Source organism: Pseudarthrobacter sp. As-47, assembly GCF_058215595.1.
Window position 1 is genome coordinate 2,051,860 of sequence record NZ_CM177088.1, and the last position, 15,437, is coordinate 2,067,296.

The window sequence follows — 15,437 nt, forward strand, 5'->3', positions numbered from 1 at the left end:
TCCGCATATGCTCTTCGTATGCCACGAACGATTGGATGCTCATGAGCCGCAGCTATGTCATCGATGCGATCCCCGGCGACGGCATCGGCGTGGATGTCACCGACGTCGCGATGCAGTGCGTTGACGCCGTCGCCGGAATCTACGGCTTCGGCGTCCAGTGGCGGGTCCGCGACTGGAACAGCGACCTCTACCGCAAGGCGGGCCGCATGATGCCCGTCGACGGCATCGAGCAGCTCAGCAGCGGTGACGGCATCTACCTCGGGGCCGTCGGGACGCCGGATGTGCCCGACGACGTCACGCTCTGGGGGCTGCTTATCCCGATCCGCCGGGAGTTCGACCAGTACATCAACCTCCGGCCCATGCGGTTGCTGCCCGGCGTTGTTGGTGCCATGCCCGGCATCGAGGACCTGGACATCGTGGTGGTGCGGGAGAACGTCGAAGGCGAGTACTCCCAGATTGGAGGAAGGTTCGGCGCCGGAACCGACGGCGAGTTCGCGGTCCAGGAGAGCGTCTTCACCAGGCGCGGTATCGCCCGGGCGGCGCGCTATGCCGCCAATGCTGCCACCGAACGCGGCGGCCGGCTCGTCTCCGCCACAAAGTCGAACGGCATCATCCACACCATGCCGTTCTGGGATGAAGTGGTGGCGGAGACAGTCAAGGAATTCCCCGGAGTCGTCGTCGAAAAGGTGCTCATTGACGCGCTGGCGGCACGGTTGGTGATGAAACCGACAAGCATCCGGACCATCGTCGCGTCGAACCTGTTCGGGGACATCCTTTCGGACCTCGTAGCTGGTGTTGCCGGGTCCATCGGCATCGCGCCCAGCGCCAACCTCAACCCCGAGCGGCGGCACCCGTCGATGTTCGAACCTGTGCACGGCTCTGCTCCGGATATTGCGGGCAAGGGTATCGCCAACCCGGTCGGCGCCCTGTGGGCCGCGGCAATGATGCTCGACCACCTCGGCGAGGCGGAGGCCGCCCGGTCCCTGACCTCGGCCTTCGAGGGCACGCTCGCGGACGGCACCGCGACGCCGGACCTGAAGGGCACCGCCACCACAGCAGAGTTCGCTGCCGCAGTGCTGTCACGCCTGTCCTAAACGACCGTCCCGCCGCGCAAACGCTTTTCCAAACGGAACGCAACCAGCGAGGCTCCCGCCCCGGCTGCTGCCACCACCGCTGCAAGCGTCCACCCTATGGCCGGGCTGAACCGGGAGAACACGATCCCGAACAGCAGCGGCCCCAGTGTTCCGCCAATGTAGGTTCCGCTTTGAGTGATCCCCGTTGCCTGGATGGTAAACGGATGGGCCGTGCGTGAGACCACGTAGTGGGCCAGGCCGTTCCAGCCCCAGCCAAGACCGAACGCGACGACGGCTCCGGCTGCATAGGCGACCGGAAAGCCGGACGCCATGCCGAGCAGTCCCAGGCTCCCCGCCCCCATCATCAGCGCCACGGTGGCCATCGAGCCGCCAATCCCCCGGTCCGCGGCAATACCTACCAGCGGGCGTGCCAGAATCCCGGCCACGCTGGCGCCGCCCAACAACAGACCTGCGCCTGCCGCGCTGAACCCCGCCTCCACAGCCATGGCGACAGTGAATGCGCCCACCACGTTGGCCTGCCCGGCCCCAAGGGCACTGGCAGCGGCGGTAGCAAAAAGGAACGGTTTCAGTCTCCGGGGAAGCGGCTCCCTGGCAGCTTTACCTGAGCGCCGTCGGACGGGGGCACTGCGGGGGAGACTGCGGAGAAGCACCGGGACCAGGGACGCCGCCAGCAGTGCTGCCAGGGCGAAGGTCCAGTTCCACCCGACGGTGAGGGCGAACACCGGAACGGACAGGCCCGCCGTAAGTGTCGCCGCCGGAATGGCTGCCTGTTTGAGTCCGAACGAGAAGGCGCGGTTACGTACCGCCACCTGATCCACGATCATGCCATTGGAGAGCGGATGGATCAGCGCGTTCGCGGCCCCGGCGAAACTGAGCCAGACGATCAGCCACGCCCAGTGCGGAGTGATAAAAGCGATCCCGGCCAGCGCCACAAAGCCCAGTCCGACGGCGAGCGGAACCCCGCGGCGGAGCCCCAGCCCGCTTGCCACATACCCCGCGGGGGCAGACAGCAACGCTGACACAGCCCAGAACGTGGCCACCGCGACACCGAGCACGGACGCCGTCATGCCCAGGTCCTGCTCGAGCTGGACAGCCAGCCCGCCGACAAGGAAGACCGGCAGCACCGCCACCACCGTTGTCAGCGCAGCGATGGCGGTGGCACGCTGTCCCGGACGACGCGCTGGTTTTCGCACCGGTTCGGCGGCTGCAGGCCTCACCGTGAGGATCGGCTCTGTGCGGATCGGCTCTGCGAAACGACCGCAACGTCATCCTGGACGACGGCGTCGCCGGCCAAGACAGAGCGCCCGCCGGCCCGCACCTGGGCGAGCAAGCCGCCGGCAAGGAGGACAGCACGCTCGGCCGGCGAGAAATCGAGCCCGAGCTCCAGATCCACGTCACCGTCCACCCGGGCGGTAACGGAGCGGGCCCCACTCGCCAGGGCATCGGCCAGTCCGTCGATCACCCAGCGCTGCCCCGTTGAGCTGTGCGCGTCGGAGGGAAGGATCAGCGGCACAATCCCGGCAGCGATCAGGTTCCGGCGGTGGATCCGGGCGTAGCTCCGGGCGGCGACCACCCGGACCCCGAGGTACAGCGGGATCAGGGCGGCATGTTCCCGCGACGAACCCTGCCCGTAGTTTTCCCCGCCCACAATGATCCCGCCGCCCCACTCCAGGGCCCGGTCGTGGAAACCAGGGTCCAGGCGGCGGAACATGAAGCGCGCGCACACGGCGATGTTGGACCACACCGACATGGCGATGGCGCCGTCGGGAGCCATGTCACCGGTGGAGATGTCATCACCGACGACGATCAGCACCCGGGCGTCCACGTCAGCCGGCAGGGGGTTTGGCTGTGGGGGCGGGACCAGGTTGCTGCCCCGCTCGATCTCGATGCTGCGACGGGCCTCCAGCGGCAGGACTCCGGCGATATGCAGGTCGTGGACCTCCGGGCGCGGCGGCGCAGCGGGGCGGAGCCCGCCGCGGCTGACGGTGGAGGCGTCGACGATGGCGCCTTCCAGCGCGCTCGCAGCAGCGGTCGACGGCGAACACAGGTATACGGAGTCCTCGGCTGTACCGCTTCGGCCCGGGAAGTTGCGGTTGAACGTGCGCAGCGACGGTGCACCCTCCGTGGGTGCCCGCCCGATGCCGACGCAGGGGCCGCATACCGGCTCGAGCATCCGCGCCCCTGCCTCCATGAGGTCCTCATAGACACCGGAGGCGATGATCGTCTGCAGGATCTGCCGTGATCCCGGCGTCACCGTGAGCTGGACGGACGGATGGACGGTGTGGCCCTTGAGGATGGCCGCCACAGTGGCCAGGTCCTCGTAGGAACTGTTCACAGAGGAACCGACGCAGACCTGGACCACCTCGGTGCGCGGCAGCTCGGACACGGGACGGACGTTCCCCGGCGAGTGCGGCAGCGCCACGAGCGGAACGAGACCCGAAAGATCAAGCCGCTCGTCGTCGTCGTACGCGGCGCCCGCGTCCGCTGCCAGGGGAACGAACTGGTCCTCGCGGCGCTGTGCCCGCAGCCAGGCGAGGGTCTGCTCATCGGAGGGGAAGACGGCGGTGGCAGCCCCTGTTTCGATGATCATGTTGCAGATGGTGGCGCGCGCCGAAACGGACAGGGACGCCACCCCGTCGCCATGGAACTCGAAGACCTTCCCGCGGCCGCCGCGCACGCCGTGGCGCCGCAGGAGCTCCAGCACCACGTCCTTCGCTTCGGCGTCCGCACCGAGCGTGCCCGTCAGTTCCACGCCCACGACGGCGGGGCACACGAAGTCGAACCCGTAGCCTGCCATCGCCACGGCCACCTCCAGCCCGCCGGCGCCAAGGGCGAACATGCCCAGGGCGCCCGCCGTGGAGGTGTGGGAGTCCGCGCCCACCAGGACACCATCGGGACGGGAGAAGTGCTCCAGGTGGATGTAGTGGGAGATGCCGTGTCCTGCGGGAGAGTAGCGCAGCCCGTAGCGGGCGGAGAGGGTGCGCAGGTAGTGGTGGTCCTGCATGTTCTTGTCGTCGATCTGCAGGACGTTGTGATCGACGTACATGACCGCCAGCGGCACCGCGATGGAGTCCACGCCGAGCATTTCGAACTGCATGGCCGTCATGGTCCCGGTCGCGTCCTCAATGAGGATCTGGTCGACGGCGATGGTGATGTCGCTGCCGGGAGTCAGCTCGCCGGACGCGAGGTGGCCGGCGAGGAGCTTCTGGGTCAGGTTCTGGGCCACTGGGATTCCTTAGCGCTGTGCGTACAGACAACTGCGGCCCGCCGGGGGGATCGGCGGGCCGCAGGGGAGCAGGATTACTTGACGAATTCGTTGGTGTAGGTTTCCTCGAGCTTGATCTCGGCGTCGCCGACCTCCGGGTTGGCTACCCGCTGGGTCTCAAGGACGGCTTGTACGCCCTCCTCGGTGAAGGCGCCGTCCTTGCTCAGCGCCACCTTCATCTCTTCGATGACCTTGGCATACTGCTCGGGATCGCCGCCGGCGAACGCCTCGGGCATCTCGGCCGCGATTTCCTCACCGGAGTGGTCGGCGATGAACTGCAGGGTCTTCTTGATGGCGCTGGCCAGCTTCTTGGCCGACTCCGGGTTCTTTTCCAGCCAGCCGGAGGTGGCGTACAGGCTTGATGACGGCCACGCATCGGTGCCGAAGACCTCCTTAAGGCCCTCCGGCGTGCGGACGTCCTGGATGATGGTCGGCTCGGTTCCGAGCCGTTTGGCCAGGACGGTGACGTCCGGCTCGAGCATGACGGCGGCGTCCACCTGGCCCTGCTCGACGGCGGCAACGGCGGAGGACCCTGCACCGATCGCCGATATCGCAGCGTCGTCCAGCTTCATGCCGTTCTTGGAGAGCAGGTACTTCACGAACATGTCGGTGGAGGACCCGGGCGAGGTGACGCCCACGTTCTTGCCCTTCAGGTCGGCGACGGATTTGATGGAGTCCTTGTTCTTCTCCGCCACCACCAGCGCAAGTCCCGAGGACAGGTTCATGTTCACGAACGCCTTGACGGGCTGCTTCTTGGCCTGCATCTGGATTGTGTGCTCGTAGTAGCCGCTGGTGACGTCGGTGCTGCCGCCGATCATCGCCGTCAGCGCCTTCGAGCCACCCTGGAGGTCCTGCAGATCGACCTTGACGCCCTCTTCCTCGTAGTAGCCGAGTTCCTGGGCAAGGGTGGTGGGCAAGTACGTCAGCAGCGTCTGGCCGCCAATCCCGATGGTGACGGTCTCACCGCTGGCACCCGCGCCGCCGGCGGTCCCTTCCTGTCCGGGAGGCGCTGACTGCGGGGCGCCGCAGGCGGACAGGGCAAGGGCGAGGCCGGCGACGACGGCGAGGGGCTTGGCGAGGAAAACGCGGCGTCCTTGCCGGTTTGCGGAGCTGAACATGGGGTCCCTTTCGGACGGAGGGGCTGGGATTGGTTAGGAAGACTGCTGTGGCGGGCGCCAGCGCAGGAGATGGCGTTCCACGCGGTTGACCCCGAGGTCGATGATGAGCACCACGACCATCAGGATGAACATGCCGGCGAACACGCCCTCGGTGTCGAACACACCCTGGGCCTGGGCGATGGCGTAACCAACACCTGCCGAGGCACCCAGGTATTCACCGACCACCGCACCGGTAATGGCGAAGCCGACGCTGATGTGGAGGCTGGAGAAGATCCAGGTCAGGGCGCTGGGAATGAACACGTGGCGGAGGAGCTGCTTTTCGCTGGCACCCAGCATCTTGGCGTTGTCTACGAGGACACGGTCGACGCTCTTGACGCCTTCGAGGGTATTGAAGAAAACGATGAAGAACACCAGGGTGAAGCCGAAAGCCACCTTGGACCAGATTCCCAGGCCGAACCAGAGCAGGAAGATCGGGGCGAGGACAACGCGCGGGAGCGCGTTGAACATTTGCAGGAACGGGTCGAAGAGCCGTTCCAGGATGCGCACGCGGGCCAGGAGGAAACCGAGGACCAGGCCGGCCGCCGCACCAGTCATAAAGGCGAGGACCGCTTCCTGCAGCGTGATCCACAGATGCGGGAAGACGAAGCCTGTGGAGATCCAGACCCACACGGTCATCAGGATGTCGGAGGGCAGGGGGAAGAAGAACGGGTCGATGATGCCGACGCGTCCCAGCAATTCCCAGGCGCCGAGGACGGCGACGGCGAGGCCCAGTTGCCCCATCCGGATGGCGAAGTTCGACGTTTCGGGCCGCTTGCGCTTGGAACGCTGGACCGCCGCCGGACTCTGCTCCTTCCGGAGGGGAAAGCGTTGTGTTTTCTTGGAAGCTGGTGCCACGGTCATGCTGCGCTCTCTTCTTCCCGTGCCGATTCGTAGGTCTTGGAGACTTCCACCTTGAGGCGGCCCCAGATTTCCCTGTGGAGGTCGACGAACTTGGGATCGTCGCGAATGTCGAGGAGGTCCCGGGGACGTGGAATATCGATCTCGTAGCTGCCGACGACGGTGCTGCCCGGTCCCGCGCCGAGGATGACCACCTCGTCGGACAGGGCAATGGCCTCGTCCAGGTCGTGGGTAATGAACACAACGGCCTTGTTCGATTCCTGCCAGAGCTGGAGGAGTTCGTTTTCCATGATCTGGCGGGTCTGTACGTCGAGCGCGGAGAAGGGCTCGTCCATCAGCAGAATGTCCGGATTGACGATCCATGCCTGGGCGACTGCCGTGCGCTTGCGCATCCCGCCGGAAAGCTGGTGGGGGTACCGGTCAGCGAAGTTCTTCAATCCCACCTTCTCGAGCCAGCGGCGGGACTCGTCATAGGCGTCGGCCTTGGAGACCCCGGCCATGGTGAGCCCGAGGCTGACGTTGTCGATGACCGATTTCCAAGGCAGCAGGGCGTCCTGCTGGAACATGTACGAGGCGCGGCGGTTCACCCCGTGGACGGGCTCACCGAAGCTGTGGACGGTGCCGGACGACGGATTCAAGAGCCCCGCCGCCATGTTGAGGATGGTGGACTTACCAGACCCCGTCGGGCCAACAATGGAAACGAACCGTCCGGGCTCAACCTTGAGGTCGATGTCCCGGACAGCGAAGTACGATCCACCGCCGGGAGTTGCAAACTCCTTGGTGCACGCGTTGAGTTCAACCGCATAGTTTGAAGATTCAGGCTGTGAGGGCTGCGTCATTGCTATTCTCCCGCTAACCACATTGTGAGTTGATGGCCATATAGTGGGCACTAGGCTAACAGTAACGTCTGTCACACTACAAGGGGGCCTGTACGTGGCCGCTGCCCCGCCCCGCGAGAAGAAGGAATCCGGAACCAAGCCATGAGCGCAACCGAAAATGCCGCCGCCCCGCTGCTGGTGCTGAAGAAGATCACGGCCATCCTGGATGCTTTCTCGCTGGTGCGGCCTGAACTGAGCCTCGCCGACATACGCGCCGAGACCGGTCTGCCGCACTCCACTGTGCAGCGCCTGGTCGCCAATATGGTGCATGAGGGAATGCTTGACCGGCGGGGTGACCAGTTCCGCGTCGGGCTGCGCATGACCCACTGGGCGGCGCCCGCCCGGCAGGGCCTGGACTTCCTGGAACTGCTGACACCCCTGATTCGGCGGTTGCGGGACGAGCTGGGCGAAACGGTCTGCATCTTCCGGGAATCGCAGGGGAGCCGGGTGTGCGTCGCGCTGGCCGAGACCCGGCGGGTGCTGCGAAGGGCGGTCGACGTCGGCGACATCATGCCGCTCCATGCCGGTTCGGCGGGCCGTGTGCTGCTGGCCTGGAATCCCGACCTTGCAGAGAGGGTCTACGGGTCGGGACTCCGTTCCATCACCGACCAGACCATCACGGACGCAGCAAGCCTTGATGCCGCCGTCGCGAAGACCCGTGCGGATGGTTTTGCCATCACCACCGGGGAGCGCGTTTCGGGGGCCAGCGGGTTGTCTGTCCCGATTTTCGGCCCGCAGGCTGAGCTCTACGGTGCGCTTACCGTCATGGGGCCCACCATGAGAATGCCCTACGACGTGTGCGCTTCCTGGATCGAGCCGGTCATCGCCGCGGCCGCTGAAGGCACCCGGCTGATCGGCGGGAGCCTCCCCTCGGAAGTGGAACCCATATTGTGATTTGATGTTCACAATATGGTGACATGAGTGCATACTGGTTTCTGGACGGCCGGGTATGCACGGACCTCCGTCCGTGCGTACGGCGCCCACTGGGTCCGCATCAGGAATCAGGAGTTGAGATTTGATGAAGGTTTTCGAAACCGGCACAGCGAAGCGCGGCAAGGACGCCGCGGACGAGGGCGGCCACAGGATCGCTGAAGAAGAGCCAACGGCCACCGCCAGCAGCATAAAAGTTTCGGCTAGTGCTGCCGGTCCGCTGTCCGGAGTGCGCGTGCTCGAGCTGGGGTCCCTTATCGCCGGCCCTTTCGCGGGACGGCAGATGGCAGACTTCGGTGCCGAAGTCATCAAGGTCGAATCCCCCAACAGGCCCGATCCCATGCGCGAATGGGGCCGCGCGCGGGTCAAGGACCACACCCTGTGGTGGTCGGTGCAGTCCCGCGGCAAGAAGTGCGTCACCATGGACCTGAAAGTCCCGCGCGGCCGGGAGCTGTTTCTTGAGCTCTGCAAGGAGGCCGACGTCATCCTGGAGAACTTCCGCCCGGGCACCATGGAAAAGCTTGGCCTCGGCCCTGAAGAACTGTGGAAGATCAATCCGGGCCTCATCATCGCCCGGGTCTCCGGCTATGGCCAGACTGGTCCGGAAGCGTCAAAGCCGGGGTATGCCTCCGTCGCCGAGGCGCGGAGTGGACTGCGGCACCTGAATGGCTACCCGGACCAGCCGCCGCCCCGCACAGGCATCTCCCTGGGGGACAGCCTCGGCTCCCTCTATGCCCTGCAGGGGATCCTGCTGGCGCTGTACTGGCGGGATGCGCGCGGGGGGACCGGCCAGGTGGTCGATGTGTCGCTTGTTGAGGCTTGCTTCTCATTGCTGGAGAGCGCTGTGCCGGACTACGCCGCCTCGGGCATTGTTCCCGGACCCAGCGGCTCGGGACTCAAGGGGATAGCGCCGTCGAACATCTTCCAGTCCAGCGATGGCAAGTGGGTGGTCATCGCGGCCAACCAGGACTCGGTCTTCGTGCGCCTGGCCACAGCGATGGGCATGCCCGGCCTCGCCGAGGACCCGAGATACCGGGACCATGCGCAGCGTGGCCGCAACCAGGAAGAGCTTGAAGGCCTCATCGCCGACTGGGCGGCCCACTACTCCGCGGGCGAGCTGGTCAGCCTGCTCGATGGCCATGGTGTTCCGAACAGCACCGTGAGCACCGTTGAAGACATCTTCGAGGACCCGCAGCTCAGAGCCCGGGACATGCTCGTGGAAGTGGCGGACGACGAACTGGGCGCCGTGGTCCAGCCGGGAATCGTCCCCAAGCTCACGCGCTCGGCCGGCCGGATTGGCTGGAATGGGCCCTTGGTGCACGGTTCCCACAATGCCGACGTGTACCAGGGCGTCCTGAACCTGACCGAAGAAGAGTTGCAGGACGCGCGCAGCGAAGGAGCAATCTGATGGCTTTTGCCCAGGTAACCAAGCCGGTGTCAATCGTGGACGTCAGCCCGCGCGACGGTCTGCAGAATGAGAAGACCCCCGTAAGTACAGAAGACAAGGTCCGGCTCATCGAAGGGCTGATCCGGTTGGGTGCGCAGCGGATCGAAGCCGTCAGCTTTGTGAATCCCAAAGCGGTTCCGCAGATGGCCGATGCCGACGCCGTGATGGCGGCCGTCCCGCGCACCGACGCCGTGAGCTATATCGGCCTGGTGCTGAACACCAGGGGTGCCCTCCGCGCCGTTGACGCCGGCGTGGATGAGATGAACTATGTGCTCCCGGTGACCGACGCGTTCGCGGCAGCCAACCAGAACACCACTGTTGCTGCGGCGCTCACGGCCCTGGGGGAAGTTTCGGACATCGCTGCCTCGGCATCCATCCCTCTCAGTGTCACAGCGGCTGTCGCTTTTGGCTGCCCTTACCAGGGTGACGTTCCCATCGAACAGACCCTTGAGGTGGTCCGCAGTGCAATGGGCCGCGCGGACCTTGCGGAGGTGGCATTGGCGGATACGATCGGTTGCGCCGTGCCGTGGCAGGTGGGCGCGGCGTTCGCGAGGCTGCGCGAGGAAACCGACCTGCAGTTGAGGGCGCACCTTCACGAGACCCGCCACACCGCGCTGGCCAACACTTATGCGGCAATGGCATCGGGCGTAGACGTGTTCGACAGCAGCGTCGGAGGTCTCGGGGGATGCCCTTTCGCCCCCGGAGCAGCGGGAAACATTTCAACTGAGGACCTTGCCTGGATGCTAGGGCGTGCCGGGTTCCACACGGGCATCGACGTGCAGAAGGCAACGGAACTGGGCCGCTGGATTTGCGGCCTGGTCGGTACGAAGCCTCGTTCCGGCCTGGCGGGGGCAGGCGTGTTCCCCGCGGCAGCGTAGGGCGCAGAGAGCAGGTGGGTACGTGGAGCGGAAGGATTTTGATCCGGCACAGATGTCGTCGAAAGATTTTTATCAGTTGCTGACGGCGGTGGTTGTTCCGAGACCAATCGCTTGGGTGTCCACTACATCGGTGGACGGCGTGGACAATCTTGCGCCGCATTCGTTCTACACCGTAGCGTCCGTGGATCCGCCCATTGTTCAATTCACCTCAGTGGGTGAGAAGGATTCGTTGCGCAACATCCAGGCGCGGGGTGAGTTCGTCGTGAATCTCACCCCGGCTTCGCTGTTTGAAGAGGTCAATGCCACAGGGACGGACTTTCCGGCGGCTGTGAGCGAGTTTGATGCAGTGGGGCTGTCCCGGGAATCGAGCACCGTGGTAGGTCCCCCACGGGTGAAGGATTCGCCGGTGGCACTGGAGTGCCAATTGCACAGCTTCCTGGAGTTGGGTAACTGCACGCTGGTGTTTGGCAGGGTGGTCTACGCGGTCGTGTCTGCAAGTGTGCTCGACGGTGACCATCCGCAGATCGACCTGTTGGAACCCCTGTCCCGGCTCGGGCGTAATGAGTGGGGGACGCTCGGTCCGATTCAGGAACTCCGCCGCATCCGGGCGAAGGACTGGCCCGGGCACTTCGGCGCCGCCGGCCACGGCGACATATAGGCTGGCAGCATGACGTTGGGGGACGCGGCCGGGGAGCCGCTTGTGCACATTCGAAATTTGCGGACAAACTCAGGGGAGACCACGGTCACCAAAGACCTGTCCTTTTCCTTCGCGTTGATGTGCGGCAACAGGTCAGGAACGACGACGACGCTGCGGGCCCTCCTGGTCCAGCGCCCGGACGTGCGCCTCTTCCGGCGCCGGCCCACCGAGTACGGCAGGAAGCTCTCCGTCGCGGGGACCTTCCGCCGCAAAGACGCCGCCGCGAAGTGAGCTGGGGGATGAGCGGACAGCAGCGGGTTATCCTCGACGCCTCCTCGTTCATCAAGGGCTGGCTGATCGCCACCACGCTCTGGGTGGGCGTCATGCTCATCGTTGCCCTCTTCGTTTTTGGTGCACCAACGGTGCGGCAGGGGTCGGATGCCGGGTATCTGTGGGGTGCAGGGCTGTCTCTTGCTTTCTATGGCTACGGGATTGCACTGGTGTTCGCGGCGCCCCTGGGGTGGGTGCTGGCTTACCTGCTGCGCCCGGTCCGGCAGCAGTGGATCCACATTGCGGCGTTCTTCGTGGTGCCGACCCTGGCCTTCTGGGCCGTGGCCGGACTGGTCGGCTTCGGCTGGCACCCCGGGTGGCTGGGGATATGGGCGACCGTCGGTGCGGCCGCGGCGATCGGGCGTTGGTCCATCCGCAAAGATGCGCACGCGTCCGAGGCGGAAGTCCCCTATCCATGAAGCGCCGAGAAATCGGGGGGACCGGCCTCATCATCGCGGCGGCCCTCTGTGCTTGGGCGTACCAGGCCATTTATGGCGCATACCGGGCAGCCGCCCGGGGGAGGCTCCTCCCCTACATCGGGAGTCCTGCGGATTCCATCGCCTCCTGGTTTCTGGTCATGGCGATCCTGACCGGCGCCGTTGGGCTGTTGCTCCTGCTCCCGGCACTGATAGGCCGCATTCCGAAGAGGGTCCCACGACGCACCGTCGGGTGGACCCTTGGGGTAGCCGCGGCGGCCGCCGTGCCGTACTTCGGCCTCATGCTTCTCTTCGCAGGCCTCGGAGCGTTCGGGACCGGTGACACCATGAAGATCGTGGCCGCGGACGGAACCTCCGTGCTCGTGACCCAGGACGGCTTCGACGGCGATGGCGTCGTCTTGTACACGCAGCACGACGAGTACCACTACAAGCGGGTCCGCGACGCCCCCGAAATCTCCGGCTGGCCCCGGCTCAAAGACCAGGAGTGCCGGTTGGAGAGTGCTGGCGGCGGAGAGCTCCAACTAACTTGCGGAGAGCAAACCGTGATGGTCGTCCCGGAAGAAGCAGGCGAGTGAGGGCGACGCCTGAAGGAAGCCGCCGGTGGGCTTGAACCATCGCGTGGAACCTGCTCGTCCTCGCCTCGATGGCGCTGGTCTGCACGGCTACGGGTTCGTACGCGGCGAGGTGACAGGTGCGGGTCTCCCGCTGTTGGCCCGCCAGGCTGCCGTACACATAAAATTCGAATTCCACCACCGATAGAAAGACCGTCGTGAAGCAGAGTATTTTCGCCCGCGTTGCCCAACTCGCCAAGGCCAACATCAACGCCCTCCTGGACTCCGCGGAAGACCCGCAGAAGATGCTGGACCAGATGGTCCGGGACTACTCGGCCAACATCCGCGAAGCCGAAGCCGCCGTCGCGCAGACCATCGGCAATGTCCGCATGGCCGAAGAGGACTACAGGCGGGCCGTGAACGACGCCAACACCTGGGGCAACAAGGCCATCGCCGCGTCCCGCAAAGCTGATGAGTTCCGGGCCGCCGGGAACGGTGTGGACGCCGACAAGTTTGATGCCCTTGCCAGGCTCGCTCTTCAGCGGCAGATGACCGCCGAGTCGACGGCCAAGGGCCAGGAGCCGGGCCTGGCCGCGCAGAACGAGATTATCGACAAGCTCAAGGGCGGGCTCGACCAGATGAAGGGCAAGCTGCACGAGCTGACCGCCAAGCGCAATGAACTGGTGGCCCGGTCCCGGACGGCGGCCGCACAGTCCCAGGTCCATGATGCGCTCAAGTCTCTCGACGCTGGCGACCCGACGTCGGCCATTGGCCGGTACGAGGAGCGCATCCGCCGCCAGGAAGCCACGGTCCGCGGCCAGCAGGAACTTGCCGCCTCATCCCTGGATGCCCAGTTCGCCGCCCTGGAAGACCTCGGTGAGCAGACCGAAGTGGAAGCACGGCTCGCCGCGCTGAAGTCCATCGACCGGAAAGCCATCGACGACTAGGAACGGAAGGCTGGACGCCTGCTTTGCAGTCTGGTGACGCTTGCGCAGGGTGGGACTGTACCTGTCCGGGTCAGTACCGAGTGGAGCGTCTGAGTGGTAGTCCAAGGATGTATGGACGGGCGGCGGTCATGCTGCGCTCCCGCGACGACTGGCGGCGAGGGCGGCAAGGTCGCGAATGAGCCGTTGCACCTCGTGTTCCCGGCCCTTGCAGGTGGAAGCCTGCTGCACTGCGCGGGGTGCGACCAAAGGTTTGATGGGCGGAGCCGGCACGGGAGCCTGCGTGGCTCGTGCGTCCTCCACAGACGGAATATTGCCCGAGCTCATACGTCCCCCAGACGTAGTCGTTGTGCCTTGGGAACACTCTAGGAAGCCAGGAGGAAGCGGGGGAAGCGATTCGGTCAATCCTCGGCATCTCTTGTGTCGATCTTGAGCTGGCACTTCGTGGGGCTCAGCGCGTAACCGATCAGGCCAGCGAGATCGCCATGAGAATGGCGCCTGTAGGCAGGCGTAAAACCGAGCGTACAAAGGATGGGAGCTGTGGTTGCCGGGCTGCCAGGCGCGTAAAATCACGGTGGAGGCTTCGGTCCGCGTGAAGCCTCCGAGTCCGCAAAAGGATCGCATCATGTTCAGAACACTGTTTTGCAGATTGAACCTGGGACATCACTGGTCAGCCGAAGTTGGGCGCGACGGGATGTTCCACCGGCACTGTATAAGATGCGGAAAAGTCGACCAACGCCAAGCTTCCTGGTCTGGGCATCTTGCTGCCGGGGACCATCCCCATAACCCTGAGGGTCGGACTTACCCGCGATAAGCCCCGTCGAGGGGAACCCCGCCCGTGGGTGCCGGCGACTCCCACCACTGCCTGCTGGGCGCGGGGACGCGTGCTGGCCCGATGGACCGTACCAGATCCTTTCGATGCAGTCGGCTCCGTTCTGGGCGCGGAGGCGCCCTTCATTCGGCGGGTGGTTGAGCAGACAGCCACCGGTCTTGATCAGCGCCCTGACGCAGCCGCACTCCAAGGGGTGGTCGTCCGCGAGCGCCGTACCCAGGCTCATGAACCATTATGGCCGCGTCATCTCCGGGCTGAGAGAAACTTTCCCCTTCAAAGGATCGATGGTGCCGCGAGCCACGAGGAGGAGTGAACGTGTCCCGGCGGAGCCCGTTGTCAAAGATGGAAGTCTTTGGATGGTTTGATTAGTCGGTGCTCGGTCTCAGACGCCTCGTCGTCCTTATCCTGTTTGCGGTTTGTGTCACCACCGCGTCCTTGTTCTGGGGGCTTGGGCAACCCGCCGCGGACGCCGGCCGTGCCTTTTCTCCGCCGCCGCGAGCGGAGGCCGAGCTCGACATGGCGTCCTCGGGTATGACCGCCGCAGTGAACATCACCAGAAACCCGGACGCCGACTGGGTGGCCTGGGCTGCCGGGCAGACCGGGATCCCGGAACGCGCGCTGCGGGCGTATGTTGCGGCGGCTGTCACTGTGAATGCCACCGTGCCGGCCTGCGGGATCGGATGGAACACCCTGGCGGGCGTTGGCTCCGTCGAAACAGCCCACGGAACATACGGCGGCGGAAGACTCACCGAGGCAGGTCGAGGGAGCCGCCCTGTTGTGGGCCCGGCTCTCAACGGTGCCGGATTCGCCGCCATCGCCGACACGGACGGAGGTGCCCTGGACGGGGATCCCCGCTGGGACCGTGCGGTGGGACCGATGCAGTTCATTCCGTCCACCTGGCAGCTCGTCGGGCGGGACGGGAACGCCGATGGAACGGCGGATCCATTCAACATCGACGATGCCGCCCTCAGCGCGGCGTCCTATCTGTGCGCCGGCGGACGCGACCTCACGACGGCGGCCGGATGGACCAGCGCCATTTACGCCTACAACCAATCCGACGCCTACATCCGGAAGGTGAGTGACCAGGCCGCTGCATATGCCGCCAGCACTGGTGCCGCAGGATGACTTCCAGTTTCGTGGGCGCAGAGGGATTCCGCTGTCCCCTGTGAGGGGGGAATACCCGGTGCGGGTGCTCCACC

Annotated in this window: 15 protein-coding genes; 10 read left to right on the forward strand and 5 right to left on the reverse strand. The window is 65.5% G+C overall.

Translation table 11 applies throughout. The annotated features are described in order from the left end of the window. Nucleotides 1–41 precede the first annotated feature (41 nt). Nucleotides 42–1,094, forward strand: coding sequence for a tartrate dehydrogenase (locus AC4BCK_RS09500; RefSeq protein ID WP_251420210.1), 1,053 nt, complete (start codon nucleotides 42–44; stop codon nucleotides 1,092–1,094). On the opposite strand, the gene AC4BCK_RS09505 is transcribed toward AC4BCK_RS09500, so the two are convergent. From AC4BCK_RS09505 to AC4BCK_RS09525, 5 genes are all read right to left on the reverse strand, one after another. Further along, on the reverse strand, nucleotides 1,091–2,287 hold the full coding sequence (locus AC4BCK_RS09505) for an MFS transporter (protein ID WP_490566853.1): 1,197 nt from the start codon (nucleotides 2,285–2,287) through the stop codon (nucleotides 1,091–1,093). The genes AC4BCK_RS09500 and AC4BCK_RS09505 overlap by 4 nt on opposite strands. A 20-nt stretch (nucleotides 2,288–2,307) precedes the next feature. Then, the gene (locus AC4BCK_RS09510) at nucleotides 2,308–4,320 is read right to left on the reverse strand and encodes an aconitate hydratase (protein WP_490566854.1); all 2,013 of its coding nucleotides are present in this window, start codon (nucleotides 4,318–4,320) and stop codon (nucleotides 2,308–2,310) included. A 74-nt stretch (nucleotides 4,321–4,394) separates the two neighbouring features. Next, nucleotides 4,395–5,477, reverse strand: coding sequence for an ABC transporter substrate-binding protein (locus tag AC4BCK_RS09515; protein ID WP_174174714.1), 1,083 nt, complete (start codon nucleotides 5,475–5,477; stop codon nucleotides 4,395–4,397). A gap of 33 nt (nucleotides 5,478–5,510) precedes the next feature. Further along, complete coding sequence (locus AC4BCK_RS09520; protein WP_217432077.1) at nucleotides 5,511–6,377, reverse strand: ABC transporter permease; 867 nt, start codon at nucleotides 6,375–6,377, stop codon at nucleotides 5,511–5,513. Then, the gene (locus AC4BCK_RS09525) at nucleotides 6,374–7,213 is read right to left on the reverse strand and encodes an ABC transporter ATP-binding protein (RefSeq protein ID WP_174174712.1); all 840 of its coding nucleotides are present in this window, start codon (nucleotides 7,211–7,213) and stop codon (nucleotides 6,374–6,376) included. The genes AC4BCK_RS09520 and AC4BCK_RS09525 overlap by 4 nt, the downstream gene beginning before the upstream one ends. 141 nt (nucleotides 7,214–7,354) lie before the next feature. Between AC4BCK_RS09525 and AC4BCK_RS09530 the strand changes: the two genes are divergently transcribed. The 9 genes from AC4BCK_RS09530 (at nucleotide 7,355) to AC4BCK_RS09570 (ending at nucleotide 15,363) form a co-directional block, all read left to right on the forward strand. Beyond that, complete coding sequence (locus AC4BCK_RS09530; RefSeq protein ID WP_490566855.1) at nucleotides 7,355–8,146, forward strand: IclR family transcriptional regulator; 792 nt, start codon at nucleotides 7,355–7,357, stop codon at nucleotides 8,144–8,146. A gap of 124 nt (nucleotides 8,147–8,270) precedes the next feature. Next, nucleotides 8,271–9,590 (forward strand): CaiB/BaiF CoA transferase family protein, encoded by a 1,320-nt coding sequence (locus AC4BCK_RS09535; RefSeq protein WP_490566856.1) that lies wholly within the window; start codon nucleotides 8,271–8,273, stop codon nucleotides 9,588–9,590. Next, nucleotides 9,590–10,507: a hydroxymethylglutaryl-CoA lyase gene (locus AC4BCK_RS09540; protein ID WP_363935689.1), complete on the forward strand. Its 918-nt coding sequence runs from the start codon at nucleotides 9,590–9,592 to the stop codon at nucleotides 10,505–10,507. The genes AC4BCK_RS09535 and AC4BCK_RS09540 overlap by 1 nt, the downstream gene beginning before the upstream one ends. Before the next feature lie 22 nt (nucleotides 10,508–10,529). Beyond that, the gene (locus AC4BCK_RS09545) at nucleotides 10,530–11,165 is read left to right on the forward strand and encodes a flavin reductase family protein (protein WP_251420206.1); all 636 of its coding nucleotides are present in this window, start codon (nucleotides 10,530–10,532) and stop codon (nucleotides 11,163–11,165) included. Between the two features lie 9 nt (nucleotides 11,166–11,174). Continuing rightward, entirely contained in the window at nucleotides 11,175–11,435 is a 261-nt protein-coding gene (locus tag AC4BCK_RS09550) for a P-loop NTPase family protein (RefSeq protein WP_174174703.1), read from the forward strand. An 8-nt stretch (nucleotides 11,436–11,443) separates the two neighbouring features. After that, nucleotides 11,444–11,893 carry a hypothetical protein gene (locus AC4BCK_RS09555; protein ID WP_490566857.1) on the forward strand — a complete coding sequence of 150 codons (450 nt, stop codon included), beginning with the start codon at nucleotides 11,444–11,446 and terminating at the stop codon, nucleotides 11,891–11,893. Continuing rightward, nucleotides 11,890–12,486: a hypothetical protein gene (locus tag AC4BCK_RS09560; RefSeq protein WP_490566858.1), complete on the forward strand. Its 597-nt coding sequence runs from the start codon at nucleotides 11,890–11,892 to the stop codon at nucleotides 12,484–12,486. Before AC4BCK_RS09555 ends, AC4BCK_RS09560 begins: the two co-directional genes overlap by 4 nt. Nucleotides 12,487–12,680: 194 nt before the next feature. After that, nucleotides 12,681–13,409 (forward strand): PspA/IM30 family protein, encoded by a 729-nt coding sequence (locus AC4BCK_RS09565; protein WP_490566859.1) that lies wholly within the window; start codon nucleotides 12,681–12,683, stop codon nucleotides 13,407–13,409. A gap of 1,360 nt (nucleotides 13,410–14,769) precedes the next feature. After that, entirely contained in the window at nucleotides 14,770–15,363 is a 594-nt protein-coding gene (locus AC4BCK_RS09570; RefSeq protein WP_490566860.1) for a lytic transglycosylase domain-containing protein, read from the forward strand. Nucleotides 15,364–15,437: the final 74 nt, after the last annotated feature.